Genomic DNA, 25,885 nt, shown 5'->3' on the forward strand with positions numbered 1-25,885 from the left:
GAGAACGGCTATGCGCGCACACCAGATCATGACGAGACATCTCATTACTGTTGGAACCGAGACCTCCATTATCGAGGCCGCCTAGTTGATGATGGATCATCATGTCAGCGGTCTGCCGGTGGTCGAATCGTCTGGAAGACTGGTCGGAATCCTGTCGGAAAGCGGCGTTTTGCGGCGAAGCGAGATCGGTACGCAACGCCGGCGCGGCCGCTGGCTTCAGTTCCTTCTCGGTTCCGGTCATGCAGCCTCGGACTTTGTCCGTGAGCGCGGGCGGAAGGTCGGAGAGATCATGTCGTGTGATCCCGTCACCGTGACGGAAGAAACGCCCTTACCTGATCTGGTCAATCTCATGGAGAAGATGGGCGTTAAACGGCTGCCAGTGATGCGCGAGTGGCGCCTCGTTGGCCTCGTGACACGTGCCGATCTACTGCGGGCAGTCGCGTCTATCGCGCACCAGATCCCGGATCCTACGGCTGATGACAAGCACGTCCACGATCGCATCGTGCGCGCACTCGACGGTGCAAATTGGTGTCCGCTCGGGCTGCAAGTCTCGGTGCGCAACGGCGTGGTGCACATGCGGGGGATCATCGTGGACGAGCGGGCGAGGCAGGCGGCAATTGTCGCGGCGGAGAATGTCGCCGGCGTCAAGGAAGTGCACGATCATCTGTGCTACGTCGACACTTATTCCGGTTTCTATATCCAATCCGCGGAAGACGAACGAGCAGCGAAAGCGAAGGAGATGGCAGGATGATCGTTCGCCCCGTAATCATTCTGATCCCGTTGACCGCAACTGCGGTGGTCGGCGCCGGTGTCGTGGGATTCGCCGCAACATTGATTACGATCTTGGTGATCGTGGGCTTCGCGGTCGTTGCCTGCGGATCGACCGTCAGCAGCAAAGCAACGTCAATACCGGCAGTCCGGCCGTCGTCCACAGGCTGGACATCTGACCACAAATAGTACTCGTCCGATCCGTTCGCAGTTCCTGACCATGTGAGCCGCACGTCGCGAATAGCGCGTCGCTCCTGTTCCTGGCGGTAAGATAGCCGCGCCTCAGAGCATTCCGTTGCGGCAGATCAATACGGGCGTCTCGTACCAATGGCAGCATGAGCAAGGAATCAGCCCATGCGAGGGTCCCATGACATCATTTGACGTTCGTTTCATCAAGACGGTTTGCGACGATACCGGCCACGAACATCGCGCCTGCCAGGCAGCATTCAAGGTCGACGCGGTCTCGCTTTCCGCGGCTGCACAGCTGGCCGAGGCCGACTTCTGCAGACAGAAGGGCGTCCGCGACTGGACGATCTTTGCCGATTCCATGGAGCTTCGAACGCCGCCAGCTTTGCCGTCGGCGTGGGGCGGCTAGCGACCCATAGACGGCCGTCGCGATCGATTGCCGCGATATCGCGCGCTTGATCAAGATCAAATCGACAATCGGATCCTTCGGCTAGAGGTGGAGAGCCAAAAGGGGTGAGAAATGACCGACCGATCAGCTGGCAATAGCTCGCCGCAATTCGAGAAGCTTCTCGCTCGCTTGCGCGCATTTCTTGCGCGTCGACACGAATTCGATCTGTTGACCGCCAGGGAGGTCGACGAGATCGCTCACGAGCTCAATCTCGCGACGTCGGACCTTCGTGCGCTTGCCCGTGAGCAAGGTTCACCGGAGTTGCTCAGCAAGCGTCTCGAGCATGCAGGTTTGTCCGAGCAGACGCTCGCTTCGTCCCATTGCGATGTGTTGCGTGATCTGCAGCGGATGTGCGGTCTATGCCATGAGAAGGCTCGCTGCGCCGCGGATCTCGCGCGGGAAAGGCGGGCCAGTCCGGAACGATACTGTCCGAATGAACTGACCCTGACGGCGCTGATCCGCGGCGCCGGCAGCGCGCGGCGTGGCGCAGAAATTGACGCCGATCAAGTGGCCAGCGGCGAGATTGTGGTTTCCATGACGCCACCGCATCCAAAGAAAGCTTCCACATGACCAGTCCATCTTCCATTTCAAAGTCGATGACGATGGGCGAAGCCGGCTTGACATCGGCACTTGCGGTTTTTGCCTTCGTTAGCTTTCTGGGCGCGGCGATGGGGCACGATGCGGCGTTCAGTCTTCACGCGTCGCTTGCTTGTGTCGCCAGCCTGATCTCCGTGGTCATGATCGGTAATCGCTACCTTGACCGTCCGGCCCAACTGCCTCCGGCGGAGATCGGCGGGCGTCCCAACTACTATCTCGGACCGATCAAGTTCGCGTCTGCGATGGCGATGTTCTGGGGCATCGCGGGCTTCACTGTGGGTCTGATCATCGCCATGCAGCTGGCCTGGCCGGCGCTGAACTTCGATCTGCCCTGGACGACATTCGGCCGGCTGCGGCCGCTGCATACGTCGGCCGTGATCTTCGCGTTCGGCGGCAACGTCCTGATCGCATCTTCGTTCTACGTCGTGCAGAAGACCTGCCGCACGCGCCTTGCCGGCGACCTCGCGCCCTGGTTCGTGGTGGCGGGCTACAACTTCTTCATCCTGATCGCCGGTACCGGCTACCTGCTCGGCGTGACCCAGTCGAAGGAATACGCCGAGCCGGAATGGTACGCCGACTTCTGGCTGACGATTATCTGGGTGACGTATCTGCTCGTGTTCCTGATGACGCTGGTGAAGCGCAAGGAGCCGCATATCTTCGTCGCCAACTGGTTCTACCTGGCGTTCATCATCACAATCGCGGTGCTCCACCTCGGCAACAATGCCGCGCTGCCGGTTTCCTTCCTCGGCTCGAAGTCCTACATCGCCTGGGGCGGTGTGCAGGATGCGATGTTCCAGTGGTGGTACGGCCACAACGCGGTCGGGTTCTTCCTGACCGCCGGCTTCCTGGCGATCATGTACTACTTCATTCCGAAGCGGGCGGAGCGTCCGGTCTATTCATACCGGCTTTCGATCATCCATTTCTGGGCCCTGATCTTCCTCTACATCTGGGCCGGCCCGCATCATCTGCACTACACGGCGCTGCCGGACTGGGCGCAGACGCTCGGCATGACCTTCTCGATCATGCTCTGGATGCCGTCCTGGGGCGGTATGATCAACGGTCTGATGACGCTGTCGGGAGCCTGGGACAAGCTGCGCACCGATCCCGTGCTGCGCATGATGGTGGTTTCGGTCGCCTTCTACGGCATGTCGACCTTCGAAGGCCCGATGATGTCGATCAAGGTCATCAATTCGCTGAGCCACTACACTGACTGGACCATCGGCCACGTGCATTCCGGAGCACTCGGCTGGGTCGGCTTCGTCTCATTCGGCGCGCTCTACTGCCTGGTCCCCTGGCTGTGGAATCGCCCATTGTACAGCCTGAAGCTGGTCAACTGGCACTTCTGGATCTCGACGATCGGCATCGTGCTCTACATTTCCGCGATGTGGGTCTCGGGAATCCTGCAGGGCCTGATGTGGCGGGCCTACACCTCGCTCGGTTTCCTCGAATACTCCTTCATCGAGTCCGTCGAGGCCATGCATCCCTTCTACATCATCCGTGCAGCCGGCGGCGCGCTGTTCCTGATCGGGGCCCTGATCATGGCCGTCAATCTCTGGATGACGGTCAATGCCGGCAAAGCCAGCGAAGCCGAGGGCGCCGCTGCCCTCCAGCCTGCCGAATAGGTCGCGCAATGTCCTTCTGGAATCGACACAAGATCTTTGAGAAGAACTCGATCATCCTGATCGCCGGTATTCTCGTCGTCATTGCCATCGGTGGGCTGGTCGAGATCACGCCGCTGTTCTACCTGAAGAGCACGACCGAAGCGGTCGATGGCGTGCGGCCCTACACGCCACTCGAGCTCGCCGGTCGCAATATCTATGTCCGCGAGGGCTGCTATCTCTGCCATTCGCAAATGATCCGCCCGCTGCGCGACGAGGTCGAGCGCTATGGCCACTATTCGCTCGCCGCGGAAAGCATGTACGACCACCCGTTCCAGTGGGGCTCCAAGCGCACCGGGCCGGATCTGGCGCGCGTCGGCGGCAAATATTCCGACGATTGGCACGTCACTCACCTGATCAATCCGCGCTCGATCGTTCCGCAGTCGGTGATGCCCGGGTACCCCTCGCTCGCCAAGACGGAACTCGACCCGTCCGACGCCACGGCTCATCTGCGGACCAATCGCGCGGTCGGCGTACCCTATACCGACGAGCAGATTGCCAACGCGGTCGCCGATATCAAGGCGCAGGTCGATCCCGACAGCCCCGGCTCTGATGCTTTTCAGAAGCGCTATCCGAAGGCCTTGGTCCGCAACTTCGACGGCAAGGGCGGCAATCCGACCGAGCTCGACGCATTGATCGCCTATCTGCAGATGCTCGGCACGCTCGTCGACTTCAAGCTCTACAACGAAAAAGCCAATCTGCGCTGAGGGCACGAGCATGAAAGCGATCATTCAAGCCGAGAATTTTGCGTCGAGCCTGGTCGGCACACTCTGGACGCCGATGTTCGTTGGAATCTTCGTAGCGATCGTCGTCTACGCGCTCTGGCCCCGCAACAAATCTCTCTTCGATGCTGCAGCTCGGATGCCGCTGCGGGAGGACTGACCGATCATGAGCGAGCACAATGAGATCGACCGCGTTTCCGGTCGCAGCACGACCGGTCATGAGTGGGACGGCATCAGGGAACTGAACACGCCGCTGCCACGGTGGTGGGTCCTGACGTTCTATGCAACGATCATCTGGGCGATCGGTTACTGGGTCGTCTATCCGGCTTGGCCGCTGGTGTCGGGCTACACCACCGGTCTGTTCCAGTATTCTACCCGTGCCAGTGTCGCGACCGACCTTGCCGATCTGGAGAAGCTGCGCGGCGAGAAGATGGCGGTGCTGGGCATCGCCTCGCTCGCCGACATCGAGAAGGATCCGGCCTTGCTGGCGCTGGCTCGCGCGCGCGGCAAGACCGTGTTTGCCGATAATTGCGCGCCCTGTCACGGCAGCGGTGGCGCCGGCGCCAAGGGCTTTCCCAACCTGAACGACGACGACTGGCTGTGGGGCGGCTCGCTTGACCAGATCATGCAGACAATCCAGTTCGGCGCGCGGTCGGGACACGCCAAGACGCACGAAGGGCAGATGCTGGCGTTCGGTCGCGACGGCATTCTGAAGAAGGACGAGATCGTGACCGTCGCCAACTATGTGCGTTCGCTGTCGGGCCTTTCCACCGCGCCGAAGTTCGACGCCGCGGCAGGAAAAAAGCTCTTCACCGAGAACTGCACGAGTTGCCACGGCGACAACGGCAAGGGCAATCCGGAACTCGGCGCGCCGAACCTGACCGACCAGATCTGGCTCTATGGCTCCGACGAGGAGACGCTGGTCGAGACCATCACCAACGGCCGCGCCGGCGTGATGCCGGCCTGGGTCGGTCGTCTGGACCCCGTTACCGTCAAGGCGCTGTCGGTCTATGTGCATTCGTTGGGCGGCGGCAAATAGCTGCCGCCGCGAGGGCGTCCGGTATCATTGACCGAGGTCAAACCCGGACCTGGTGCAGGGATGTAGGTTTCAACGACGCCTCATCGAGCAACCCATGAACAAGTCCGCGTCGCCTGATCAATTCATAACCGACGAAGACGGGCCGCTCTACGCGCCTCGCAAGAAGGTGTACCCGCAGAGCGTCTCCGGCCGCTTCCGCTCGATCAAATGGCGGCTGATGGCTATCTGCCTCGGCGTCTACTATTTGCTGCCGTTCGTGCGCTGGAATCGCGGTCTCGGCGCGCCTGATCAGGCCGTGCTGATCGATTTTCCCAACAGTCGCTTCTACTTCTTTTTCATCGAGCTGTGGCCGCAGGAGGTCTATTACTTCACCGGCCTTCTGGTGCTCGCGGCCCTCTCCTTGTTCCTGATGAATGCGCTGGGCGGCCGCATCTGGTGCGGCTATCTCTGCCCACAGACGGTCTGGACGGATCTTTTCTATGCCGTCGAGCGGCTGGTAGAAGGTGACCGCCGCGCCCAGATCAAGGCCGACGCTGGCCCAATGACCGTAAGGCGCGCCGGTCGCCGTGCATTGAAGCACGCAATCTGGCTGATGATTGCCTGGTGGACCGGTGGCGCCTGGGTGCTCTACTTCGCCGATGCGCCGACCCTGGTGCGCGATCTGGCGACCTTTCAGGCCCCGGCGGTCGCCTATGTCTGGATCGCGATCCTGACCGCGTCGACCTATCTGCTCGCCGGCTACATGCGCGAGCAGGTTTGCGTCTATATGTGCCCGTGGCCGCGGATCCAGGCCGCGCTGACCGACGAATGGGCGCTCAACGTCACCTATAAATACGATCGCGGTGAGCCGCGTTGCTCGGTGAAGAAGGCGTTTGACATCCGCGCGCTCGGCGAGAAGGCCGGCGATTGCATCGATTGCAACCAGTGCGTCGCCGTGTGTCCGACCGGCATCGACATCCGTGATGGCGCGCAGCTCGGCTGCATCCAGTGCGGCCTGTGCATCGATGCCTGCGATGCCGTCATGACCAAGGTCAGCCGCAAGACCGGCCTGATCGGATACGACAACGACATCAATGTCCAGCGCCGTATCGCCGGCAAGGTAGAGATCTTCAAGCCGGTTCGGGCACGGACGGTGGTCTATGCCGGCCTGATCACCGTGGTCTGCGCGGTGATGCTCTACGCTTTGATGTCGCGGACCCTGCTCGACGTCAACGTGCTGCATGATCGCAACCCGATCGGGGTGAGGCTCAGCGACGGGGCGGCCCGTAACGGCTATACGCTGCGATTCCTCAACAAGCGCGGCTTCGATCGTGTGATCGCGATCGATATCGATGGGCCAGCCGAGGCCAAGCTTCACGTCATCGGCGCGGATTCCGTGACGCCGGACCGGCCGATGATCGTCCTTGGCCGCGACACCACCACCGAACTGCGTGTGCTGGTGACCGCCCCGTTTGATGAAAAGGCGGAAAAATCGGTGCCGGTTACATTCCGTATCACTGACATCGGGCTCGGCGAAGTCGCCTCGGCAACCGACCATTTCGTTCTTCCGTAACGGCGAGATTTCATCATGGCAGCCTCAAGTCCAGCCGCGCGGCCCATCACCGGACGTTTCGTCCTGATCACGACGATCGCGTTCTTCGCTGTGGTCATCGGCGTCAACATCGTCATGATGCGGCTTGCCATCACGACGCTGCCAGGCACCGAGGTCGACAGCGCCTACAGCGCAAGCCTCGCCTATCAGCGCGAGATCGTGGCCGCGCGGCAGCAGAACGAGCGTGACTGGCAGGTCCAGGCGCATATTGATCGGCAACCCGATGGCACTGCCGCGATCGCACTCGAGGCGCGCGACCGTGCCGGCACGCCCCTGACGGGGCTGAGTTTCTTCGCCCGGCTCGAGCGACCGATTGATCGTCGGGCCGATCGGGCGATCGAGGTCAGTGAGGCCGGTCTCGGAAGCTATCGCGGTCGTGCCGAGGGAGTTTCCGCAGGGCAGTGGGACCTTGTGATCGAGGGCGATGCCGACGGTCGCCGCATGTTCCTGTCGAAGAACCGCATTGTCCTGAACTGAAGGCGCGCCGCATGCACGCGGATATCGATTTCTCGCATTATTTGAAGAACGCCGGAGCCGGGCTCGTCCACCTCGATCTTGCGGTCGAGGGCATCAACTGCGCGGGCTGCATGGCCAAGATCGAGCGCAACCTCTCGAACATTCCCGACGTCACCTCGGCCCGCGTCAACCTCACCGACAGTCGTCTGGCGCTGGAATGGAAGGCCGGCACCCTCGAACCGGCGCTGTTCGTGAGCCGGCTCGCCGAGCTCGGTTACAAGGCCTATCCGTTCGAACGGGACGATGCCGAAACCCAGGAGGCCCGGCGTGCGCAAGGCCTGTTGCGCCGGTTGGGTGTCGCCGCCTTTGCGGCGATGAACGTCATGATGCTGTCGGTCCCGGTATGGTCCGGCAACGTCTCCGACATGCTGCCGGAGCAGCGCGACTTCTTCCACTGGCTGTCGGCGCTGATCGTGCTGCCGGCGGCCGCTTACTCCGCGCAGCCCTTCTTCTCGTCGGCGTTGTCAGCGCTGCGGGCGCGCGGCGTCAACATGGACGTGCCGATCAGCATCGGCATCGTGCTCGCCCTGGCGACTTCGGTGATCGAGACCATCAACCACGCCGAACACGCCTATTTCGATGCCGCGATCATGCTGATCGCGTTTCTGCTCGCCGGCCGCTACCTTGACCAGAACATGCGGCGCCGCACCCGCGCTTTCGCCGGAAATCTCGCCGCGCTCAAGGCGGAGACGGCGACGAAGTTCGTCAGTCCGACCGAGATCAAGACGGTCCCGGCAGCCGCAATCCGGCCCGGCGACATCGTGCTGCTGCGGCCCGGCGAGCGCTGCGCGGTCGATGGCAATGTGATCGAGGGCCGCTCGGAGGTTGATCAGAACCTGATCACGGGCGAAACCTTGCCGACAATGGCGGCGCCCGGCAGCGCGGTGTTCGCGGGCACGGTGATCCGTTCCGGCACGTTGCGTGTCCGCGCGTCGGCGGCCTCGGGCGGAACGTTGCTCGACGAGATAAGCCGGCTGCTCGATCACGCGCTGCAGGCGCGCTCGCGCTATCTGCGTCTTGCGGAGCGCGCCTCGAGGCTCTACGCCCCGGTCGTACACGCGACCGCGTTGCTCACGATGCTCGGCTGGCTGGCCTATGGCGCAAGTTTTCATGATTCGATCGTGACCGCGATTGCAGTCCTGATCATCACCTGTCCCTGCGCGCTGGGACTTGCCATTCCCGCCGTGCAGACCGTTGCATCCGGCGCGCTGTTTGGCTCTGGCGTGCTGCTCAACGCCAGCGATGCGATCGAACGGATCGCCGAGATTAACCGGGTGATCTTCGACAAGACTGGCACGTTGACGCTGCCCGAGCTCGATGTTGCCAACCTCGCGGACATCCCGGACGATGTCGTGAAGCTTGCGGGCCGGCTCGCACTCTCGAGCCGTCATCCGGTCGCCGCGGCGGTCGCGCGCAAGGCGGGCGCGGCTTCGCCGCTGCCGGACATTCAGGAAGAGCCTGGTCAGGGCGTGCACGGCTTCCATGAGGGGCGTGCAATCCGGCTGGGCCGCCCGTCATTCTGCGGTGCCGACGACCTCGCCAATGAGATTCTGTGCCGCGATCCGGAGGCTTCCGTCGTCGCATTCAGCCACGGCGAGAGCAGGTATGCGTTCGCGGTTCGGCAGCGGCTGCGGCCGGACGCGGCGGAGGTGATCGCAGCGTTGACCCGCATGGGCATCGCCGTCGAGATCGTGTCCGGGGATCGCGAGCCCGCGGTCCGGCATGCGGCGAGGATGCTGGGCGTGCATGAATGGCGTGCGGAGGTCTCTCCGGTCGACAAGATCGACCGGATCGAGGAACTGGCGCGCCAGGGCTGCAAGGTATTGATGGTCGGCGACGGCTTGAATGACGCGCCAGCTTTGGCCGCGGCGCACGCTTCGATGTCGCCCGTTACAGCCACCCACATGAGCCAGGCAGTCGCCGATGCTGTATTCCTGGGTGAGCGGCTCACGCCGGTCATGGTCGCGGTCAAGGTGTCCTGCAAGGCGTTGCGGCTGATGCGGGAAAATCTTTGGCTTGCCGTCGTTTACAATGTGCTAGCCGTGCCGATCGCGATCGCCGGCCTGGTCACGCCCCTGATCGCGGCGGCGGCGATGTCGGGTTCGTCGGTGATCGTTATGCTCAATGCGCTGAGGGCGCGTGCGAGGGAGGCGATCTGATGGAGGTTTTGGTCATATTGGTGCCGCTGGCTCTCGCACTTGGCTTTGTAGGCCTGCTCGGCTTTCTCTGGTCGCTCAAGAGCGGGCAGTATGACGATCTCGATGGCGCAGCCTGGCGCGCTATCGCCGATGACCAGCCAGTCAGTGATCACGGCCGATCGAAGTAGTGGAAACACACCAGTAAAACCGCGGATGCGATGGTCAGCGTCGCAAGACCAAGAGAGGCTAACCTGCTGATGGGTCGATCCGCGCCACGGTCAGCAGCAGCTCTTCGGCAGCACGTCTGGCTGCCAGTAGCGCCAGTGCGTCGGCTCTGCTGCTACGGGTTGTATCGTGTCTAAATCGAGCCACCCATCCGCGCGGCGAATGCAGGGGCAGCCCAGCGGACGTTGCTTGTCATCGATCACGGCAAGCTCGATCGCGCAATCGAATGGTGCCGACGCGATATCCCGCCATCCCAAAAGGGCTGGCCGGCGAAGCCATGAGGTGAATGCTCGACGCATGCGGTTCAGATTGCTTGATGAGCGACGGCCCGATCGTCGCACATCGGGAGGTCGACACCGTTGATGTAGCTCAACCTTGCACACGTTGGTTCGTCGTGGTGATTAGTCATCCTTTCGAGAAGGGTGGCACTCAGCCGAACCTTACAGGGGCTGACCAAAGGCAAAAGCGCCCCGTAGTCTTTCTCGAGGGCACCAGCGTCGATAGCAATGCAATCGTCCGACGGATGCGGGCGTTCTGCGCCGCTAAAAGCGCCAACGGCAAGCCTCAGCTCGTCTACTATTCGGTCGGCGCAAATGGTTTCTAGGCGGTGTCTGTACGAATTGTGACCGGACTTCCGACATCGGCATTCCCCTGCATCTCCGACCTTGCAGAAGATGCCAGTCTCCGACTTGCTGGCTCGGTCCGGGCGACTCAGGTTAAGCAGTGGTCATCGATCAGACTAACCTGCGAAAGGAACAAAATGGTCGCCCCCACACGTGGACTGCCCGCTTCTGGCTATGCGCTCGAGGTCGATGGCCGATTGAAAACCGAATTTGCGAGCAGAGATGCAGCTTGGGCAGGAGCGGAAGAGCTAAAGAAGCGCTTTCCTATGCTTCAGATCAGAATCTACGATGCTCTGGCAAAGACCAGAGATGAGGTCCAGCTTCCACGAGCTTGAGCTGCTTCAGTTGATGCTCTTTTGCGCGTGCGCCTGGCGCCGCACCGGGCTCTTGTCGAACCGAGCCGCGCAGCGTCTCGGTTGTCTCCGGCGTCGATCCCTCGCGCACCATCAAGGCGCGATCGGGACCCCCGGCCGGTTTCGGCTGCATGGCTATGCCAACAAGCGATGCTGATTGAGAGCCGAAGACTAGGGGGGCCTTGAGCAAACCCGCTGCGGAGGCCGTAGTCAATCACCGACGTTCAGTGCAGCTATGATCTTCGCGAGACTTCTCGTCGTGAGGCCCCGCGCCGAGGCCGAGGTGATGCTGCCGTCAGACCCAAAGATCGCGCTCACGGGCGGACTCGACTTCAACAACGTTTCGCCATCCGGGATCGGTTCGACAAGGTCGACGCGAAACATTACGACGTGATTCTGCTTCACGGCTCGCCTCGCTGAAAAGCGCTCAATCGAGCGCTCCAAAATGAGGGATGCCGCAGATTGCCTCCAAACCGACCGGGTATACCAACGCCCCTCCGTTCAATCAGGACATGCCATGCTGGCAGTCATGCCGATCGGCATCGCGCAGTTCCTCGATACCGGAATCCAGGACAACCTCGCCGACAAGACGAGGGAACTCGGCATCCGGTCTGGACGTCCGGCAATGTTAGGCGTGAGCAAGCTGCCCGGCCGCATATGACAGGCGAATTTAGAGATATGTACGCGAGAAGGTCTCAAAAGGGTTGAATCGCACGTAGCGTCAAGTTGTAGGCTCTCGAGCCGGCGGCCAACGAGCAGCAAAAGAGTACGAATGTCCGAAGTCTTAGGCTCAGTTAAATGAGTGGTTTCATCAGGGGCTCTTGTAAAGTCGCGGCTCAGTATCCACACGCGATGCCCGCCGGACCGTCGGCGAACTGCATCTGGCTGCAAGGCGCGACCAAACCTAAGCAGATTGTCTGATCGGTTTCGTTTATGACGTGAAAGGTGACGCCGCCGCTAACCTGAGCGTCCGTCATGATCTCCGTGGCGCGGAAGCCTCAAAGGATCTCAATGTAATGTCAAGTGTCAGGAACCCGCCGCGCGGCCGTGCGCCAGATTCGCGGATGGATGCAACTATACGGGAGGATGGGGTGACCAAGCAGCGCTCATTGCCGACGCTTGGTCCAATTTCGTTCTTAATCAAGGTGAGACTTTGGAATGGAAGCCATTCTATCGTCATCTGTCCTGCCGATATACCAGAATTCGACTTACGAGGCGACGGCGACCTAAACCATATTGCTGAGGTCTGCAGCGAAGAGGCTCATGATTTCACTTGTACTCGGATTATCAATCCGACGACCCGCGCACTGCGTGGGCTTGATCCACTATGAAGTTCGTTTTGGCCCAAGACGAGCACCAGAGCATGAAGCGCAGCCGCTTTTCGGAAGAGCAGATCTTCGAAATATTGAAGGAGCACGAGGGCGGCGTTTCGGTCGCTGATCTATGCCGCAAGCACGGTATCAGCGATGTCAGCATCTACAAATGGAAGGCGAAGTTCGGTGGGATTGAAATGTCAGAAGCCAAGCGGTTGAAGAAGCTGGAGGATGAAAATACGCGGTTGAGGCGGCTGCTGGCCGATGCCATGCTGGAGTATGCGGCGCTGAAGGACCTGTTGGAAAAGAAATGGTGACTGCGGCGAAAGCGGACCGGCGCGCCGGCTTTCGGGACCGCCTTCGCGGCGCACTCGTCGTTGTTGATAGAGCGGACTTTGACCATTTGCCTTGCGTCAGTATTTGGTTGGTCGGCGCGCAACCCAAGTGAGTGCCTCTGCGTGACCAGTGCGATATGTCGGTTCTGTACGACGCCTGCTGCTTCGTTAGGACATTCAACCCTGCGCTCGATCGGCTCGTGAGGTCACCAGAACGTGCGCCTATATGGTAATGACGTATGCTCCGGCAAACCTTCGTATAGTGCCCGCAAGCCTTTCTATAATGATCGCCTATCTTCGTACAAATTGAGCCAGCCCTCAACTCCACTTGTAATCTGGAGCGCAAACCGCAGCGTCAAAAGCTTTTGTGAGCAAGTGGGTCGAATTTCATTTTGCAGCCACAAGGTGCAGGTGAAGCCCTTCGATGGCGGGAGGAACGGCGCTGCCGTGTTTCTTCGAGTGATGTCCCTCGGGCAGCTAATCACCTAGTGCAGGCAAAGGGGCCTAGTATCATGAGTAGGGATCTTAGCCATTCGCCTACGGTCGGCTTTCTTCTTGGCCTTCCTCGGTCGGGCACGACGCTGCTGGCGCATCTGCTCCAGCGACATCCAGATATTATGTCTCCGCCTGAGCCCTGGCTGATGCTGGCACTTGAGGCATTTGGCACGGTGGACCATCGACACCCGGCGGGAAGCTCACTGGTCGGGGCCGCCACTTCCGAATTCCTGGACCGGATAGATCGCGCTGTCGTTAGCCGGGCTCTTGCCGATGCCGCTTATGGCCAATATTTGGCAGCTGCGGGCAAGCGCACGTTCATAGACAAGACTCCGCGCTATTGGATGGTGCTCGATTTCCTGGATTCGCTTTACCCGGAAGCGCCACGAATCCTCATAACGCGCAATCCCTACGCGATTGCCGCATCACTGAAATCGACGTGGGACATTTCGCTCGTATCTGCAGGCTGCCCGTCTGCCATCGCATCCTGTCTCACCGATCTCGCGCGGGACTTGCCTACGCCTGCCGTCGTATCCTGCCTGGCTGATCTCGTTCTGGGCTTGCCGACGCTCGCTGCGCTGCGTGGCCGCCGGCAGACGCAAGTGGTGCAGTACGAAATGCTAGTGGTGCACCCCGACGAGGAAATCCGGCGTGTTATCGCAGGACTAGGCTATGATCCTGCGGACGTGACATCGGCGACAGTGGAGCGAGCTGACGTTTTCCGGTCGAGTACTTTTGGGGATCGAAAGATATTCGAGAAAAAGACAATCGATGATCGGTCGGTCCAGGCTTGGCGAACCGCATTGAGCACCGAAGAGATGCAGGTGGTAACCGATCTGATCGGCACCGAGCTCTTGATAGAGCTCGGTTATGAGCAGGACCTTCGGTACGCACAGCAAGTCGGGACTGTCGATCGGGGGCCGGCGGTAACCGAGGCGTATCGTCAACTATTTCGAACCTGCTGGGATCTGCGCGGCGGTACGGGAGGCTCGTCGTTCGGCGTCACCACTCACGCGCGTGAGCTAAATGGCATTGCCCGACAAGCTGAAGGCAGCTCCTCAGTTTCCGAGGCGCAACGACTGACTGAGAAGACGGAAGAGCATTTGCGGTTGATGAACTCCATGGCGGCACAGTTGGAGCAGGCATTGACAGCTGCGAAAGGCGGTCTTGGACACTAATCGCGTGACGAACGTCTCAACGTCGCTGGTGACATTGTGCGGCTTGAGCAGGCCTCGGTCGAGCTGGGGCGCTGCTGCTACGCTGAAGAATGTGGCCGCAATAGGCGTGCGGCTCGAGTCTCCATCCGAACCGGAACGTCTGTAGTGGGGCCTCCTTTTCAGTTCTTACGGTTAGCTGGGCCGATGCGGTGTATTTCCAGACGCTATGCCGCAAAGGCAGGCGTCCCACCACGAGAATCCGGCTGCCGGGCGGGACGCTTGCACTTGTTAGATCAAATCTTCAGTTCGAGACCTTTGAGACCGGAAACGGTCAATGATGAGGTCGCTCGCCGCGCCAATCAAATAACACAACTGCATAGCAGTGGAACTTGAGACGAAGGCCAGAATTGCGCCCGTCAGACCGTGCCCGACAAAATAGGCTGCCGGGATCAAAATCAGGATTGTAGGGAAGCATACATAGACTTTGAAATAGCGTCCCAGCAGCAATCCGCAGATACCGCTTGCCAAGATGAACGCCAACATCGCGCCTTCTAGTGATGCTCGATATACACTAGGGAATTCTTTTCGAAATCGTCAGAGTGAAGGGCGATCATTCGGACATTCCTGAGTCGTCCAAACCAACGTTTACTATCCGTTATTCGCCAAAGCTGGTAAAATCGATTGTCTTGATAAAACACATTCTTGATCTGGATGAGTCTTGATCATCCTTTGGCATGTCCATGATTGAGATCGTCGCGGTCGCTCAACGCCTTCATGAACGAGCAACCTCATCGCAGCGGAGCGGGGCAAGCTGCGTGTCGAGCCAGGCCGTCATGCGCCAGAACGATGCTGCCAATCCTTGTGGGCTGGCTGCACTTTCATTGCGGTGCTGATCGCAGCGTGCGTCTAGATTGTTGACAAGCCATGGCAAACCTCGCACCTCAAGGTCACTTCGTCGATCAGGAGATGCCTGCATCAAGCGGCACCTGACGAACTCAAACAGAATGTGCATCGAAGAACATGTTGCCCAAACATCTGCGTCGCCTCGAAGCTGAATCGATCGCGATAATGCGTGACGTAGTCGCCGAGTTTAGAAAGCCGGTCATGCTCTATTCGATCGGAAAAGACTCAAGCGTCATGCTGCACATTGCAATGAAGGCGTTCTTCCCGGCCAAGTTGCCCTTTCCCTTGCTTCACGTCGACACGACGTGGAAGTTCCGCGAGATGATCAGCTTCCGGGATGAAACAGCCAAGCGGCTCAACGTGGACCTGATCGTGCATGTGAACAGGGAAGGCATCGAGCGCGGGATCAATCCAGTCGATTCCGGTTCACTTCTTCATACGCAGGTGATGAAGACCGACTCTCTGAAACAGGCACTCGACCTCTATCGGTTCGACGCCGCCTTCGGTGGGGCGCGACGTGACGAGGAAAGGAGCCGTGCGAAAGAAAGGATCTTCTCCTTCCGTACGGCCGGCCATGTGTGGGATCCGCGGGATCAGCGGCCGGAGCTATGGAATCTGTTCAATACGCGAATCCGCCAAGGCGAAACCATGCGCGTGTTCGCTATGTCGAACTGGACCGAGCTCGATGTCTGGGAATACATCATGCTCGAGAAGATCCCGGTCGTCCCACTCTACCTTGCAAAGCAGAGGCCTGTGGTCCTCCGAAATGGCGCAACCATTATGGTTGACGACAAGCGACTGCCGCTCAGGTCCGACGAAACGCCGCAGATGCGGATGATTCGCTTTCGAACCCTGGGGTGCTATCCATTGAGTGGGGCCATCAACTCCAACGCTGCCACGATCGAGGACATCGTCGCTGAGATGCGGACTGCGACGGTATCTGAACGCCAGGGACGCTTGATTGATAGTGATGAAGCCGCTTCGATGGAGAAGAAGAAGCGGGAAGGCTACTTCTGATGGCATCCAAAGCGGCTGTCGAACTAGTCCAGGCCAGAACAAAGGACCAGCTCCGTTTCATCACTTGCGGTTCGGTGGACGACGGAAAATCGACGCTGATTGGCCGGCTGCTGCATGACAGCAAAATGATTTACGAGGATCAGCTGACGGCGCTGGCACACGATAGCGCCAAGCACGGCACGAACGGTAATGACGTCGATTTTGCGTTGCTAGTCGACGGGCTCGAGGCAGAGCGAGAGCAAGGCATCACGATCGACGTGGCCCATCGCTTCTTTACCACGCCGCGCCGCTCGTTCATGGTGCTCGATACGCCCGGCCACGAGCAATACACCCGTAACATGGTAACCGGTGCCTCGAACGCCCAACTCGCCATTATCCTAGTTGACGCCCGCAAGGGCGTGCTGGTGCAGACCAAGCGTCACTCTTTCATTTGTTCGCTGCTCGGTATCCGTAATATCGTGCTGGCTGTGAACAAGATCGACCTCATCAAGTACAAGAAGGAGATTTTCGACCGGATCGTCGAGGACTATATCGCCTTTGCTGCCGGTCTTCGCTTTACCTCGATCATTCCGATTCCGATCTCCGCCCGCTACGGCGACAACGTCGCTAGCCGCTCTGGTAACATTCAGTGGTATGATGGTCCCTGCGTGCTCGATTACTTGGAGAGCATCGATATCCAGTCTAACGCCGTGATCCAGCCTTTCCGCTTTCCGGTCCAGTGGGTGAACCGGCCCAATTTGGACTTCCGGGGCTATGCCGGATCGGTTGTTACCGGTAGTATCTCGGCAGGGGACGAGGTCGTTGTCGCAACGTCTGGACAGACCACGCGCATCAAGCGGATCGTGACCCATGACGGCGACCTTACCCGCGCTGAGGCGGGCGATGCCATCACCATTTCGCTCGAAGACGAGCTCGATATCAGCCGTGGCGCTCTCCTGGCGCGCTCGACGGAGCCGCCAGAGGTCTCCGACCAGTTCGCCGCGCATCTGATCTGGATGGACGAGGACCCCCTCGTTGCCGAACGCAAGTACATCCTGCGCATTGGAACGCAGACTGTACCCGCAGGAAGTATAACGGCAATCAGGCATCGGATCGACGTCAACACCGGTGAGCATCTCACAGCTAAAACGCTTGGCCTGAACGAGATCGGCTTCTGCCAAGTTTCAACGGCGCTGCCGATAGCGTTCGATCCTTACGAGATCAATCGCGAGACCGGCTCGTTCATCGTCATTGACCGCTATACGAATCGGACGATCGGCGCCGGGATGATTGCATATCCTCTGCGGCGGGCCACCAATATCGCTTGGCACCCCCTTTCAGTGAGCAGGAACGAGCGCGCCGCACTCAAAAATCAAAAGGCTTGCATCATCTGGTTCACGGGCCTATCCGGCTCGGGAAAGTCGACAATAGCCAACATAGTCGACCAAAAGCTGTTTACTATGGCGTACCACACCATGCTGCTCGATGGCGACAACGTGCGGCACGGACTAAGCGCGGACCTCGGCTTCAGCGAGGCTGACCGCGTCGAAAATATTCGACGGGTCGGTGAAGTCGCCAAGTTGATGGTGGACAGCGGCCTTATCGTGATTTGCTCGTTCATCTCGCCCTACATGGCCCAGCGAGACATGGTGCGCAACCTGGTTGGTAAGGAGGAGTTCCTCGAGATCTTTGTTGACACGCCTATCGGAGAATGCGCGCGGCGCGATCCCAAGGGGCTCTATGCCAGAGCGAAGTCTGGAGAGATCAAAAATGTCACCGGCATCGATGCGCCCTACGAAACACCGCTAAGACCCGAAATTCATCTGGGGACAACAGATAAGACGCCGGAGCAACTAGCGGAAGTCGTGATCGAGGTCTTGATCGCGCGTGCAATCGTCGACAGCCTTTAGCATCTGCCGATTACCATCATTGTCGCGGCAGCAGTGCAATCGTTCAAGCCTTGCGCACAGGCGCCGCTGATTTGCTGAACCGAACTTGACAGCAGAAGGGTGGTCCTTGCCAATGAAGCGCGCCAACATGGGCATTGAGCTGGTCGGCACGATAGGCACGCCTTGGCCTCGCAGGCCCTGTGCTCGTCGCGAATTCTCAGCCGCTAGTCACTCATCGCCAAGCGTCTGGCACTAGGTAGGTGTGGGAAGGCGCCATGAGTGCGAAATAGCCGGACTCGCCGCGCCATACACTGGAGATCTGATCCGCCGTTCAGGATCTACCGAAGAGCAGAATGAAATTACTGGCGGGTAAATCCAATAACCGTTTGAGCGTCAGTCCATGCTTTCGGGCCTCCCTTTCAATATCCCGCACGTCTTTGAGACCCCATTCGGGCACGCCGGTCGCCCGAATCTCCCTGTCGAATGCCTCGTTCGACGACGTGGTGTATTTCCCGTCAATTTTAAAGGGACCATAGATTGCGATGAAGCCGGTTGGTTTCAGGAGCTTTGCGCCAAGCGCAGCAATGTCGTCGGCGATCGAGACGGGGGCAACATGGAAGACGTTGATGACGAAGATGACGTCGTAGAGCTGCGCACGGGCATCTGGCCAAGTTGACGGGACCGTGAGATCGACCAGAATGGGATCAGCAATGTTATTGTTATCGCCTTCGAGGCGCTTCCTTCTAATGGTCTCGAAGACACCTTGATCGCAATCGGAAGGCTGAAACCGAATGTGCGGGAAATGGGGGGCGAGGTAGTTGATATGTAATCCAGCTCCAGTCGCTACTTCAAGGGCGTCACCCCTAGTAGGAAAGAGTTCTTTGAACGCTTTTAGGATCGCGTCCTTATTGCGGTTGCCTGCCCAGGCGACATAAGGGCTGAGCGGACAAGGATCGATAATGGGTCTGTCGTCGGACAATCGCGTACTCCTTGCTTCGATGGCGAAGACATGGCCCGGACCCGTCGTTCAGGGCAATTAGGAGGCGCGTGCTAGCCTCGGTTTGCTCGACCGGTATCGGCCTGAAGAGGATTTATGGAGCCTCGGCGTCCGCTGTCAGGCGGAGCGAAAGCGTATCGCGATGGAGCATGGGAGAATCGTCTGGTGGACAACCCCTTCCCGGTGGTCGACGTTCACACCTGCCGGCTGAGACCGGATCCCGCTTGACCTCGGGCAGACCAAACTCCATCTCTCGAACGGGCTCCTGCGCCGCCAAGCTCCGTACGCGCGGCGGAATTCAGTCTGTTGCAAACTGGCTGATCCAAGGCGGTCGACGAGGGCGGCAGCGACTAAAGGTAGAATCTTGCTTCGCCACGCGCGCCGCTTAGTCTGCGGATTTAGTACCGTGAATTTGAGTGGGCTAGGTGACCTCCATGGGTGGCTGCTTGGTGATCTTGTGGCGCGTTACACTGGCCCGGCCGTCGACGCTGATGGGCACATCACCATCGATCGTGGCGCGACGCATGACGCGATGCTGGTCGCCGTAATCATTGACCGCATAATGCTGTGTTGCGCGGTTGTCCCAGATCGCGACATCGCCCTCCTTCCAGTTCCAGCGCACGGTGTTTTCGGGTGCCGTGATATGAGACTGGAATAGGTCGAACAGCTTCTGGCCATCACGTTTGGGGATGTCAACAAAGCGCTGCACCACATCGCCGAGCACCAGCGCGCGATCGCCGGTCTCGGGATGGATGCGCACGACGGGATGCTCGGTCTCAAAGATGGTTCTGGTAAAGACCTCATCAAAATGCTTCTTGTCGATTTCGCGGACACGAGCCGTTCCGGCGTAATCGAAGGCGTTGGTGTGAATTGCCCAGAGTTCATCGGCAAGCCGTTGCAGCGGCAGCGGCAGATCCAGGTAAGCGGCCGCGGTGTTCGACCACACCGTATCGCCACCAAAGGGTGGGATCACAATGGCTCGCAGCACCGAGATTTTGGGATAGGCAGCAGTGAACGTCCCATCGGCGTGCCACACGTCAGCCCGGCTACCTCCGCGGGCTGAATCGAGCTCGATGATTGACGTCGTTCCCTTGGTGGTAGCGAGCGTCGGATGCGGTACAAGCTTTCCCAAACGAATAGCAAAGCGTTCCTGCTCCGGATCGTCGAGATGATCCTGATCGCGAAAGAAGATCACCTTGTGTACGAGTAGCAAGCTGTTGATTGCAGCAATCGTGTGGCTCGGCAAATCGCCCGAGAGCTTGATATTCCTGATTTCAGCACCGATGCGCGCGGCGCGTTTGACGACGTCGCTACACGGAATGATACTATCGATCAAAGCTGCTTCGCTCATGGTGGCACCTTCCAAGCTTCGGGGTTCTTAGTCGAACAACGTTATTCAGCTGACGCGATTAGGTGAACGCCAGATTGGAAATTGTCGAAAACTGCTGCACTCGGCTCGTTGGTGTGCTTCGAGCGAAGCATGATCCCCCACGCACGGATCGCATTGAGCATTGCTGGTTTCGTGTGTCTGCATGCTCTTCTCTAAATCGCTGTTGCTGAGGCGAAAGCAATGACCATGCCAGTGCTGCCAGGCACGCCAAACGTCTGACCATGCCTTAAAAATTCTCGCGCCTTTTGTGCTCACTGTGTTCCAAACCTGACAGGACATTTATGCCGATGTCAGTGCACTCGATCAGTCGTACCAACAGGATCTTCAGAGATCGGCTATCCGGTGTTGAATGCGCTACGGACCATCGGGAAACGTGCCAGCAATCTCGGCCAACAGCGCCGTTGAATAGGTACCTGCAGGACAGTAGCGCCCTCCCGCAGGGCCTTTTGGTCGATGCTGCTTGGATGGAACGGCATGGATATTCCACTAGCTTGCGCAGCCAATACGTGTCGGCCGGTTGGCTGGTTCAACCGGCACGGGGAACCTTCAAGCGCCCACTCGGCGAACTCTCTTGGCAAAGCGTTGTCGTTTCACTCCAGCGCCTGCTCCGCTCCGACTTCGTTGTCGGCGGACGTACCGCCATCGAAGCGCAAGGCCTCGGCCATTACTTGAGCCAGACGGGTCCTTCGACCGTACATCTATACGGAACGCGGCCTGCTCCCGGCTGGCTCGGCAAACTCCCGCTCAAACAGAAATTTCGCGTTCACCGCGCGCAAAGCTTGTTCAAAACGCACGCGAGCCTGCCCGGATCAAAGTCGGGTACGACGCGGGAAATACCAGGACCATTCGACTGGCCCCTCACGGTATCGACGCCCGAACGTGCGTTCCTTGAACTGCTCGATGAATTACCTCGCCACGAAAGCTTCCATCAGGTTGATGCACTGGCGGAAGGCTTGCGGAGCCTAAGTCCCCGGCGGCTGCAAACGCTTCTGAACGACTGCAAAAGCGTCAAGGTCGAACGACTGTTCTTCTGGTTCGCGGAGCGGCATCAGCACTCCTGGCTCGAGCAGATCGACAAGGCCAAAGTCAATCTCGGCACGGGAAAGCGCATGCTCGTCAGGGGCGGCAAACTCGACACCAAATATCTCATAACCATCCCCGACGACCTCAATGCCCCTGTCTGAGAAATATCGGCATCAAGTGGCTTTGTTGATCGAGACGATCCCGTTCGTCGCGGCGGAGCCCGATTTTGCGCTCAAGGGCGGCACTGCCATCAATCTCTTCCATCGCGACATGCCGCGCCTGTCGATCGATATCGATCTGACCTATCTGCCAGTGGCTCCGCGGTCTCTTGCCGCGATCGATGCGGCGATGAAGCGCATGGCGGCGGCCATCAAGAAAGGATTGCCGGGCGCGCGGGTGACGGAAGTCGTCAACACCCGTGAAAAGATCGTAACCAAGCTGACCGTCCAGAAAGGCGACGCGCAGATCAAGATCGAGGTCACGCCCGTTATCAGGGGCCGCGTCTTCGAGCCGGAGCTGCGCGATGTGTCGCCGAGCATCGAAGAAAATTTCGGCTTCGCGCAGATGAAAGTCGTTTCATTCGCCGATCTATACGCCGGCAAACTCGTCGCGGCGCTCGACCGGCAGCATCCGCGCGACCTCTTCGATGTCCGCGATCTGCTGGCCAACGAGGGCATCACGGACGATCTCCGCAAGGCGTTCATCGTCTATCTCATCAGCCACGACAGGCCGATTTCCGAGGTCGTCGTTCCTCGCCGCAAGGACATCCAGCACGAATTCACGCACGGCTTCGAAGGCATGACCGCCGATGAAGTAACGCTGGACGAGTTGCTCGAAGCGCGGGAGACACTCATCGCCGAAATCGCGGGAAAAATGCCGCAAGCTCACAAGGATTTTCTTATAGGATTCAAGCGCGGCGAGCCGGATTGGGGCCCGCTGGGCATCCCTGGCGCGGCGGACCTGCCGGCGGTGCGCTGGAAGCAGATCAATTCGGACAAGATTCCTGCCGAGCAAAGGGCGAAGCTTGTCGCGCAGCTCGATCATGTTTTGCGCAATGCCTGAATCCGCCTCGCATGAAGCCGACGGGACGAAAAAAGAGGCGCTCGGTATCCGCGGTGGATGCGACTTCGCCTCCCTGCTGACAGCGTTGCGAACAAAGCGAAACGGGTTTCGAAGGCCTGATGCGGGATTGCCTGGATGGGTCGCTTTTTCGGGGGCTCTGGAGCAAGCAAAGCAGCCGGACGCACTGCTCATTCTCTTGGCTTCGGCAAAGGAGTTCGCGCGCGAAGATGTGCGGCTGGGCGATGAAGCCCTTCCGAAATGCTGCTTCGGCTGTGAAGCGACCCGCAACATTGACCCCATGGATATGAAGGCGATCAACCTCGGCGACACGTCTTCGTATCGGCTCACTGTCCGGCAGAAGATTGCCGAACACATTGATCACGGGAGCGCCGATGTAGCGGTCCTCACGAAGCGGCAATGAGAGCGAAATCGGGAAGGTTGACTCCCAGGCAAGCCAGTTACGGTCGTATCGGACATCGACGGCCCCACTGGTCTCGCGATTGAGCACCCTGCATGGCGTCCGTTTACGAATACGTTCAACGGCGCATTGGCTCTCGGGCGGCCCATCAAAAGATATCCTCGATATCGGTTGCGCTGGCTTTGCTCCGCGGGCGGACCACAAGCTCGAGATCAAGCGCCGCCAGCGCTTCCATGACGGTACGAAGCTGAATGGCCGGCGCCCCGCCTTCCAGCCGGGACACAGTTGCCTGACGCAGGTGGATGTTTTTTCCCAGATTAGCTTGTGTCAGTCCGGCTTTCTTGCGAGCTCGGCGCAGGATAGCGCCAAGTTGCTTCTCGGTTCGTGCGATCTGTTGGGTCACGTGCATCTCCGGACGAGAATACGGGTTCGCGTATGAAACGGAAATATCCGCGATCGCGTATAAAGCTAATTATTCGGCTTTGCGTATAAAATTGGTGCATACGCGATCTCGTATACGAACTGGCGCGAGCAATTGCTCGCCGTTGATGAAGGCCGCGCTGGGGGCCCAGGGCGCCGAGAGCAGTCTGTTGCACTAGGTGTGCGGCTCAGACAGCCCTCCGGGCCGCGACTTAGATTTCTCGCTGCAAGCCGAGCGTGAGCTGGCGGACGATGAGGCGGTCGGCTCCCTGTCGCCCGAGCCTATTACTTCTTCTCCGCGGGTGCGCCGATGCCGCTGGGGGGCGGTGCAGCCGGGGATGGCGGAGGCGGAGTTTCCAGCGCACCAGCCGCGGCCGCGCAGTCAAATGCCCAGAGCTTGGTGCCTCTGACCATGCCAACTAATTTGCAACCGATGGGCCTGAGGCCTTGCCTGGACTGGCCTTTTAGCCGCTCTCGGTGGAGCAGTTTGCGCAAACGCGCTGGTCGTAAAGAGCACTGCGATAACTCCGATCAGCGGCTTCATGGGGCTTCCTTGCTTTGGCAATTGGTCCAATCTTGACCAATGCGCACAGCTTCAGAGGGGGCCGGAGTTCATTCCTGAACCAGGACATTAAAATTCCCAGCAACATCGAAACTGCTCGGTCGGCGGTGATTTGTCCTTGCGGGGCACAGCGCTATCAACTTAGGCTGCCACATTGGCTCAAAGGAGTTCTATCTGTGGCGACAGGTACTGTGAAGTGGTTTAACCCGACGAAGGGTTACGGATTCATTCAACCGGACAACGGTGGCAAGGATGTCTTCGTACATATTTCGGCCGTCGAAAAAGCCGGACTGAGCAGCCTGAATGAGGGTGCAAAAGTAAGCTACGAAGAGAGGGAAAACCGCGGCAAGACCTCCGCAGAAAATCTGCGGGTCGGCTAACGCCAGTCTGGGATTGTGAACCCGCCGATTCACGCTGGCGGGTTTTTGCGTCCCTATTCTACGGGGACGGTTTTTCGCGCCACATCGTCAGACGTGGGACGACATGTTGTCAGAACAAACACCGTCTTGCTGCAACGCCATTCACTGCCGAGCGCGGCATTTGGGGCGGCCCGTGGGGCGACGACCATCGCTGGGGCCAGTCTAGGTCATCGCTATGCTTGGAAATGCGCCTCGGTACGCGTCGGCAGGCGCCGCGCCCCCCCCCGTGTCCTGAAAGACTGTGCGGGCTTGTCCGAAGCCGCAGTCAGAGGCTCGGCGCCGCCGCGGCAAAGACCGATCCAAACGGCGTACAGCGTGAAGCCGCGTCACCATCTTTGAGCTGGCGTCTGCTAGGTCGCGGCGCACTCCAATCGTTAGTAGAAATGCAATCTTTCTCGCGCGGCATCGATCAGATTTTCATTAGTTATTGATGGGTTAGGAAATGATTGCGTTTCCAGACAGGCGAAGTGCCGCGCGCAATCCATCGCTGGACAATGCCATGATCAGGGCTGGCGGCCTATCACTGTGCCGTGTCGTGCGAGACATCACAGGGGATGGTGCGGCGTTGAAGGCAAATCCAAAATCGTCGCTTCCTGACCAGTTCACGCTTATAGTTCCACCGAACAAGACCCACTCGTGCAACGTCATCTGGCAAAAATGGCGCATGGCTTGGCGTCGCGTTCGCAATCGGGTGACACGAGCGCCGGCTTCTAAAGCGCCGGCGAATTGGGCAAAAAATCCGTGGGGTAGTGTAACCTGCTTCATAAAGGCACCGAACGCTTAGCTGACACTATCCCGCTTTGATTTCAGCGGGACGCCATGGACGACGACTTTTGCAGAGAGAGGGCGCGGACCGTGCGGGCGCTTGCTGAACAAGCCGACCCGACCATCAAGAAGCGCCTGTTACAGCTGGCCGCTCACTACGAACGACGCGTCGATCAACCAGAAAAGGCCGATCGAGACGGCAAGCGGGTCAACGATCCGGCCGTCGTGTCGATCCGGTTCGTTCTAGCACGCGGTTACCGGTGAGCACGCTATCCGCGCGACACTACCGCGAAGCCGTGTTGAAGTGCCCGCTGGAATACGATTTTCAGGCCTTGATCGGCCAATATAGCTTCGCCAGGTCGGAAGTCGCTGACGACGCGCCATTCGAAGCCTGTGTTCGCCTTGGGCAACTTTGCCCGATCAAGGACGTAAGCAGTGCGACCCGGCCCTTCGCCGACAGCGCCTTCCTCAACGAATTTCTGAAGCCTGTTCATCGATCCCCCACTGCACGAGTAAAGGGCAGCATGCCATTCCTGGAGGAGGGCAGCAACGTCGTCGGCACAGCTATCACGCCGGCGGCATGAGCGATCATATTCTCGGCCGCGGCCTTCATTTAAGAGTGCATAGTAGGACTCGTCGCTCGCCGAGTGCGTCGGATCCGTATCGAAAAATGAATTGGCGCACGACCCAAAACCGCTAGCGGTCGCGGCGATAGGGCTCCGGCAAACAACGTATGGGTCAAGGATCGAACTATGCTGCGTCGGTGATTTGCTTGACCGAGATGATCTCTCTGGGAGACGCTTTTCGAGGCTGGCAAAGGACCATTTCCGCAACTCGCATGCGATCTGGTGGAGACGGAGGGCCGTCCCCGTTGGGG

27 protein-coding genes and 2 pseudogenes are annotated in these 25,885 nt (G+C 59.4%); 24 read left to right on the plus strand and 5 right to left on the minus strand.

Features of this window, described 5'->3' with window-relative positions; translation table 11 throughout:
* The first annotated feature begins 10 nt into the window (after positions 1-10).
* From PMN64_RS06785 to PMN64_RS06865, 17 genes and pseudogenes are all read left to right on the plus strand, one after another.
* Positions 11-751, plus strand: a pseudogene (locus PMN64_RS06785) (CBS domain-containing protein).
* Positions 748-957, plus strand: a complete 210-nt coding sequence (locus tag PMN64_RS06790) for a hypothetical protein (protein ID WP_411780149.1) — start codon at positions 748-750, stop codon at positions 955-957. The pseudogene PMN64_RS06785 and the gene PMN64_RS06790 overlap by 4 nt, the downstream one beginning before the upstream one ends.
* 178 nt (positions 958-1,135) lie before the next feature.
* On the plus strand, positions 1,136-1,363 hold the full coding sequence (locus PMN64_RS06795; RefSeq protein ID WP_028332743.1) for a hypothetical protein: 228 nt from the start codon (positions 1,136-1,138) through the stop codon (positions 1,361-1,363).
* A 111-nt stretch (positions 1,364-1,474) separates the two neighbouring features.
* Positions 1,475-1,972, plus strand: coding sequence for a hypothetical protein (locus tag PMN64_RS06800; protein WP_411780150.1), 498 nt, complete (start codon positions 1,475-1,477; stop codon positions 1,970-1,972).
* 26 nt (positions 1,973-1,998) lie between these two features.
* Positions 1,999-3,621, plus strand: a complete 1,623-nt coding sequence (ccoN, locus tag PMN64_RS06805; RefSeq protein WP_411780204.1) for a cytochrome-c oxidase, cbb3-type subunit I — start codon at positions 1,999-2,001, stop codon at positions 3,619-3,621.
* A gap of 8 nt (positions 3,622-3,629) precedes the next feature.
* Positions 3,630-4,364 carry a cytochrome-c oxidase, cbb3-type subunit II gene (gene ccoO, locus PMN64_RS06810; protein WP_411780151.1) on the plus strand — a complete coding sequence of 245 codons (735 nt, stop codon included), beginning with the start codon at positions 3,630-3,632 and terminating at the stop codon, positions 4,362-4,364.
* Positions 4,365-4,374: 10 nt separating this feature from the next.
* Positions 4,375-4,539, plus strand: coding sequence for a cbb3-type cytochrome c oxidase subunit 3 (locus PMN64_RS06815; RefSeq protein WP_411780152.1), 165 nt, complete (start codon positions 4,375-4,377; stop codon positions 4,537-4,539).
* A 6-nt stretch (positions 4,540-4,545) separates the two neighbouring features.
* Positions 4,546-5,418, plus strand: a complete 873-nt coding sequence (ccoP, locus tag PMN64_RS06820; protein ID WP_411780153.1) for a cytochrome-c oxidase, cbb3-type subunit III — start codon at positions 4,546-4,548, stop codon at positions 5,416-5,418.
* Between the two features lie 94 nt (positions 5,419-5,512).
* A complete protein-coding gene (ccoG, locus tag PMN64_RS06825) occupies positions 5,513-6,970 on the plus strand; it encodes a cytochrome c oxidase accessory protein CcoG (protein WP_411780154.1) in 1,458 nt (485 codons plus the stop codon).
* A gap of 15 nt (positions 6,971-6,985) precedes the next feature.
* Positions 6,986-7,486, plus strand: a complete 501-nt coding sequence (locus PMN64_RS06830; RefSeq protein ID WP_411780156.1) for a FixH family protein — start codon at positions 6,986-6,988, stop codon at positions 7,484-7,486.
* Positions 7,487-7,497: 11 nt separating this feature from the next.
* On the plus strand, positions 7,498-9,684 hold the full coding sequence (locus PMN64_RS06835) for a heavy metal translocating P-type ATPase (protein WP_411780157.1): 2,187 nt from the start codon (positions 7,498-7,500) through the stop codon (positions 9,682-9,684).
* Positions 9,684-9,851, plus strand: coding sequence for a cbb3-type cytochrome oxidase assembly protein CcoS (ccoS, locus tag PMN64_RS06840; RefSeq protein ID WP_411780158.1), 168 nt, complete (start codon positions 9,684-9,686; stop codon positions 9,849-9,851). The genes PMN64_RS06835 and ccoS overlap by 1 nt, the downstream gene beginning before the upstream one ends.
* Before the next feature lie 353 nt (positions 9,852-10,204).
* A complete protein-coding gene (locus PMN64_RS06845) occupies positions 10,205-10,492 on the plus strand; it encodes a hypothetical protein (RefSeq protein WP_411780159.1) in 288 nt (95 codons plus the stop codon).
* An 889-nt stretch (positions 10,493-11,381) separates the two neighbouring features.
* On the plus strand, positions 11,382-11,525 hold the full coding sequence (locus PMN64_RS06850; protein WP_411780160.1) for a hypothetical protein: 144 nt from the start codon (positions 11,382-11,384) through the stop codon (positions 11,523-11,525).
* 430 nt (positions 11,526-11,955) lie between these two features.
* The gene (locus tag PMN64_RS06855; protein ID WP_411780161.1) at positions 11,956-12,195 is read left to right on the plus strand and encodes a hypothetical protein; all 240 of its coding nucleotides are present in this window, start codon (positions 11,956-11,958) and stop codon (positions 12,193-12,195) included.
* A gap of 32 nt (positions 12,196-12,227) precedes the next feature.
* Positions 12,228-12,488, plus strand: a pseudogene (locus tag PMN64_RS06860) (transposase); the annotation flags it as partial.
* 536 nt (positions 12,489-13,024) lie between these two features.
* A complete protein-coding gene (locus PMN64_RS06865; RefSeq protein WP_411780162.1) occupies positions 13,025-14,185 on the plus strand; it encodes a sulfotransferase family protein in 1,161 nt (386 codons plus the stop codon).
* A 267-nt stretch (positions 14,186-14,452) separates the two neighbouring features.
* Here PMN64_RS06865 and PMN64_RS06870 read toward each other — a convergent pair whose 3' ends face one another.
* Complete coding sequence (locus PMN64_RS06870; RefSeq protein WP_411780163.1) at positions 14,453-14,707, minus strand: hypothetical protein; 255 nt, start codon at positions 14,705-14,707, stop codon at positions 14,453-14,455.
* Between the two features lie 477 nt (positions 14,708-15,184).
* Between PMN64_RS06870 and cysD the strand changes: the two genes are divergently transcribed.
* Together cysD and cysN are read left to right on the plus strand one after the other, a co-directional pair.
* Entirely contained in the window at positions 15,185-16,084 is a 900-nt protein-coding gene (gene cysD, locus PMN64_RS06875) for a sulfate adenylyltransferase subunit CysD (protein WP_411780164.1), read from the plus strand.
* On the plus strand, positions 16,084-17,973 hold the full coding sequence (cysN, locus tag PMN64_RS06880; RefSeq protein ID WP_411780165.1) for a sulfate adenylyltransferase subunit CysN: 1,890 nt from the start codon (positions 16,084-16,086) through the stop codon (positions 17,971-17,973). The genes cysD and cysN overlap by 1 nt, the downstream gene beginning before the upstream one ends.
* Positions 17,974-18,283: 310 nt before the next feature.
* Here cysN and PMN64_RS06885 read toward each other — a convergent pair whose 3' ends face one another.
* Positions 18,284-18,931, minus strand: a complete 648-nt coding sequence (locus PMN64_RS06885) for a DUF938 domain-containing protein (protein WP_411780166.1) — start codon at positions 18,929-18,931, stop codon at positions 18,284-18,286.
* A 439-nt stretch (positions 18,932-19,370) separates the two neighbouring features.
* Positions 19,371-20,300 carry a TauD/TfdA dioxygenase family protein gene (locus PMN64_RS06890; protein ID WP_411780167.1) on the minus strand — a complete coding sequence of 310 codons (930 nt, stop codon included), beginning with the start codon at positions 20,298-20,300 and terminating at the stop codon, positions 19,371-19,373.
* A 440-nt stretch (positions 20,301-20,740) separates the two neighbouring features.
* Here PMN64_RS06890 and PMN64_RS06895 point away from each other — a divergent pair, with 440 nt between their 5' ends.
* Both PMN64_RS06895 and PMN64_RS06900 read left to right on the plus strand, forming a co-directional pair.
* Positions 20,741-21,523 (plus strand): type IV toxin-antitoxin system AbiEi family antitoxin domain-containing protein, encoded by a 783-nt coding sequence (locus PMN64_RS06895; RefSeq protein WP_411780168.1) that lies wholly within the window; start codon positions 20,741-20,743, stop codon positions 21,521-21,523.
* Entirely contained in the window at positions 21,510-22,424 is a 915-nt protein-coding gene (locus PMN64_RS06900) for a nucleotidyl transferase AbiEii/AbiGii toxin family protein (RefSeq protein ID WP_411780169.1), read from the plus strand. The genes PMN64_RS06895 and PMN64_RS06900 overlap by 14 nt, the downstream gene beginning before the upstream one ends.
* Here the strand turns inward: PMN64_RS06900 and PMN64_RS06905 are convergent.
* Both PMN64_RS06905 and PMN64_RS06910 read right to left on the minus strand, forming a co-directional pair.
* Positions 22,348-22,932 (minus strand): HipA N-terminal domain-containing protein, encoded by a 585-nt coding sequence (locus PMN64_RS06905; RefSeq protein ID WP_411780170.1) that lies wholly within the window; start codon positions 22,930-22,932, stop codon positions 22,348-22,350. The two genes, PMN64_RS06900 and PMN64_RS06905, sit on opposite strands and share 77 nt — an antisense overlap.
* Before the next feature lie 58 nt (positions 22,933-22,990).
* The gene (locus PMN64_RS06910) at positions 22,991-23,245 is read right to left on the minus strand and encodes a helix-turn-helix domain-containing protein (RefSeq protein WP_411780171.1); all 255 of its coding nucleotides are present in this window, start codon (positions 23,243-23,245) and stop codon (positions 22,991-22,993) included.
* Between the two features lie 755 nt (positions 23,246-24,000).
* On the opposite strand from PMN64_RS06910, the gene PMN64_RS06915 reads away from it, so the two are divergent.
* From PMN64_RS06915 to PMN64_RS06925, 3 genes are all read left to right on the plus strand, one after another.
* Positions 24,001-24,204, plus strand: a complete 204-nt coding sequence (locus PMN64_RS06915) for a cold-shock protein (RefSeq protein ID WP_076865209.1) — start codon at positions 24,001-24,003, stop codon at positions 24,202-24,204.
* An 858-nt stretch (positions 24,205-25,062) separates the two neighbouring features.
* On the plus strand, positions 25,063-25,272 hold the full coding sequence (locus PMN64_RS06920; protein ID WP_411780172.1) for a hypothetical protein: 210 nt from the start codon (positions 25,063-25,065) through the stop codon (positions 25,270-25,272).
* On the plus strand, positions 25,269-25,592 hold the full coding sequence (locus PMN64_RS06925; RefSeq protein WP_411780173.1) for a hypothetical protein: 324 nt from the start codon (positions 25,269-25,271) through the stop codon (positions 25,590-25,592). The genes PMN64_RS06920 and PMN64_RS06925 overlap by 4 nt, the downstream gene beginning before the upstream one ends.
* Positions 25,593-25,885: the final 293 nt, after the last annotated feature.

Source organism: Bradyrhizobium sp. UFLA01-814, assembly GCF_046718885.1.
Taxonomy (GTDB): Bacteria; Pseudomonadota; Alphaproteobacteria; order Rhizobiales; family Xanthobacteraceae; genus Bradyrhizobium; species Bradyrhizobium elkanii.

What these genes read in the sequence shown, in the direction of transcription:
- PMN64_RS06790 (WP_411780149.1), top strand. Translation starts at nt 748, where the DNA reads ATGATCGTTCGCCCCGTAATCATTCTGATCCCGTTGACCGCAACTGCG.
- PMN64_RS06795 (WP_028332743.1), top strand. Translation starts at nt 1,136, where the DNA reads ATGACATCATTTGACGTTCGTTTCATCAAGACGGTTTGCGACGATACC.
- PMN64_RS06800 (WP_411780150.1), top strand. Translation starts at nt 1,475, where the DNA reads ATGACCGACCGATCAGCTGGCAATAGCTCGCCGCAATTCGAGAAGCTT.
- ccoN (WP_411780204.1), top strand. Translation starts at nt 1,999, where the DNA reads ATGACGATGGGCGAAGCCGGCTTGACATCGGCACTTGCGGTTTTTGCC.
- ccoO (WP_411780151.1), top strand. Translation starts at nt 3,630, where the DNA reads ATGTCCTTCTGGAATCGACACAAGATCTTTGAGAAGAACTCGATCATC.
- PMN64_RS06815 (WP_411780152.1), top strand. Translation starts at nt 4,375, where the DNA reads ATGAAAGCGATCATTCAAGCCGAGAATTTTGCGTCGAGCCTGGTCGGC.
- ccoP (WP_411780153.1), top strand. Translation starts at nt 4,546, where the DNA reads ATGAGCGAGCACAATGAGATCGACCGCGTTTCCGGTCGCAGCACGACC.
- ccoG (WP_411780154.1), top strand. Translation starts at nt 5,513, where the DNA reads ATGAACAAGTCCGCGTCGCCTGATCAATTCATAACCGACGAAGACGGG.
- PMN64_RS06830 (WP_411780156.1), top strand. Translation starts at nt 6,986, where the DNA reads ATGGCAGCCTCAAGTCCAGCCGCGCGGCCCATCACCGGACGTTTCGTC.
- PMN64_RS06835 (WP_411780157.1), top strand. Translation starts at nt 7,498, where the DNA reads ATGCACGCGGATATCGATTTCTCGCATTATTTGAAGAACGCCGGAGCC.
- ccoS (WP_411780158.1), top strand. Translation starts at nt 9,684, where the DNA reads ATGGAGGTTTTGGTCATATTGGTGCCGCTGGCTCTCGCACTTGGCTTT.
- PMN64_RS06845 (WP_411780159.1), top strand. Translation starts at nt 10,205, where the DNA reads ATGAGCGACGGCCCGATCGTCGCACATCGGGAGGTCGACACCGTTGAT.
- PMN64_RS06850 (WP_411780160.1), top strand. Translation starts at nt 11,382, where the DNA reads ATGCTGGCAGTCATGCCGATCGGCATCGCGCAGTTCCTCGATACCGGA.
- PMN64_RS06865 (WP_411780162.1), top strand. Translation starts at nt 13,025, where the DNA reads ATGAGTAGGGATCTTAGCCATTCGCCTACGGTCGGCTTTCTTCTTGGC.
- PMN64_RS06870 (WP_411780163.1), bottom strand. Translation starts at nt 14,707, where the DNA reads ATGTTGGCGTTCATCTTGGCAAGCGGTATCTGCGGATTGCTGCTGGGA.
- cysD (WP_411780164.1), top strand. Translation starts at nt 15,185, where the DNA reads ATGTTGCCCAAACATCTGCGTCGCCTCGAAGCTGAATCGATCGCGATA.
- cysN (WP_411780165.1), top strand. Translation starts at nt 16,084, where the DNA reads ATGGCATCCAAAGCGGCTGTCGAACTAGTCCAGGCCAGAACAAAGGAC.
- PMN64_RS06890 (WP_411780167.1), bottom strand. Translation starts at nt 20,300, where the DNA reads ATGAGCGAAGCAGCTTTGATCGATAGTATCATTCCGTGTAGCGACGTC.
- PMN64_RS06900 (WP_411780169.1), top strand. Translation starts at nt 21,510, where the DNA reads ATGCCCCTGTCTGAGAAATATCGGCATCAAGTGGCTTTGTTGATCGAG.
- PMN64_RS06920 (WP_411780172.1), top strand. Translation starts at nt 25,063, where the DNA reads ATGGACGACGACTTTTGCAGAGAGAGGGCGCGGACCGTGCGGGCGCTT.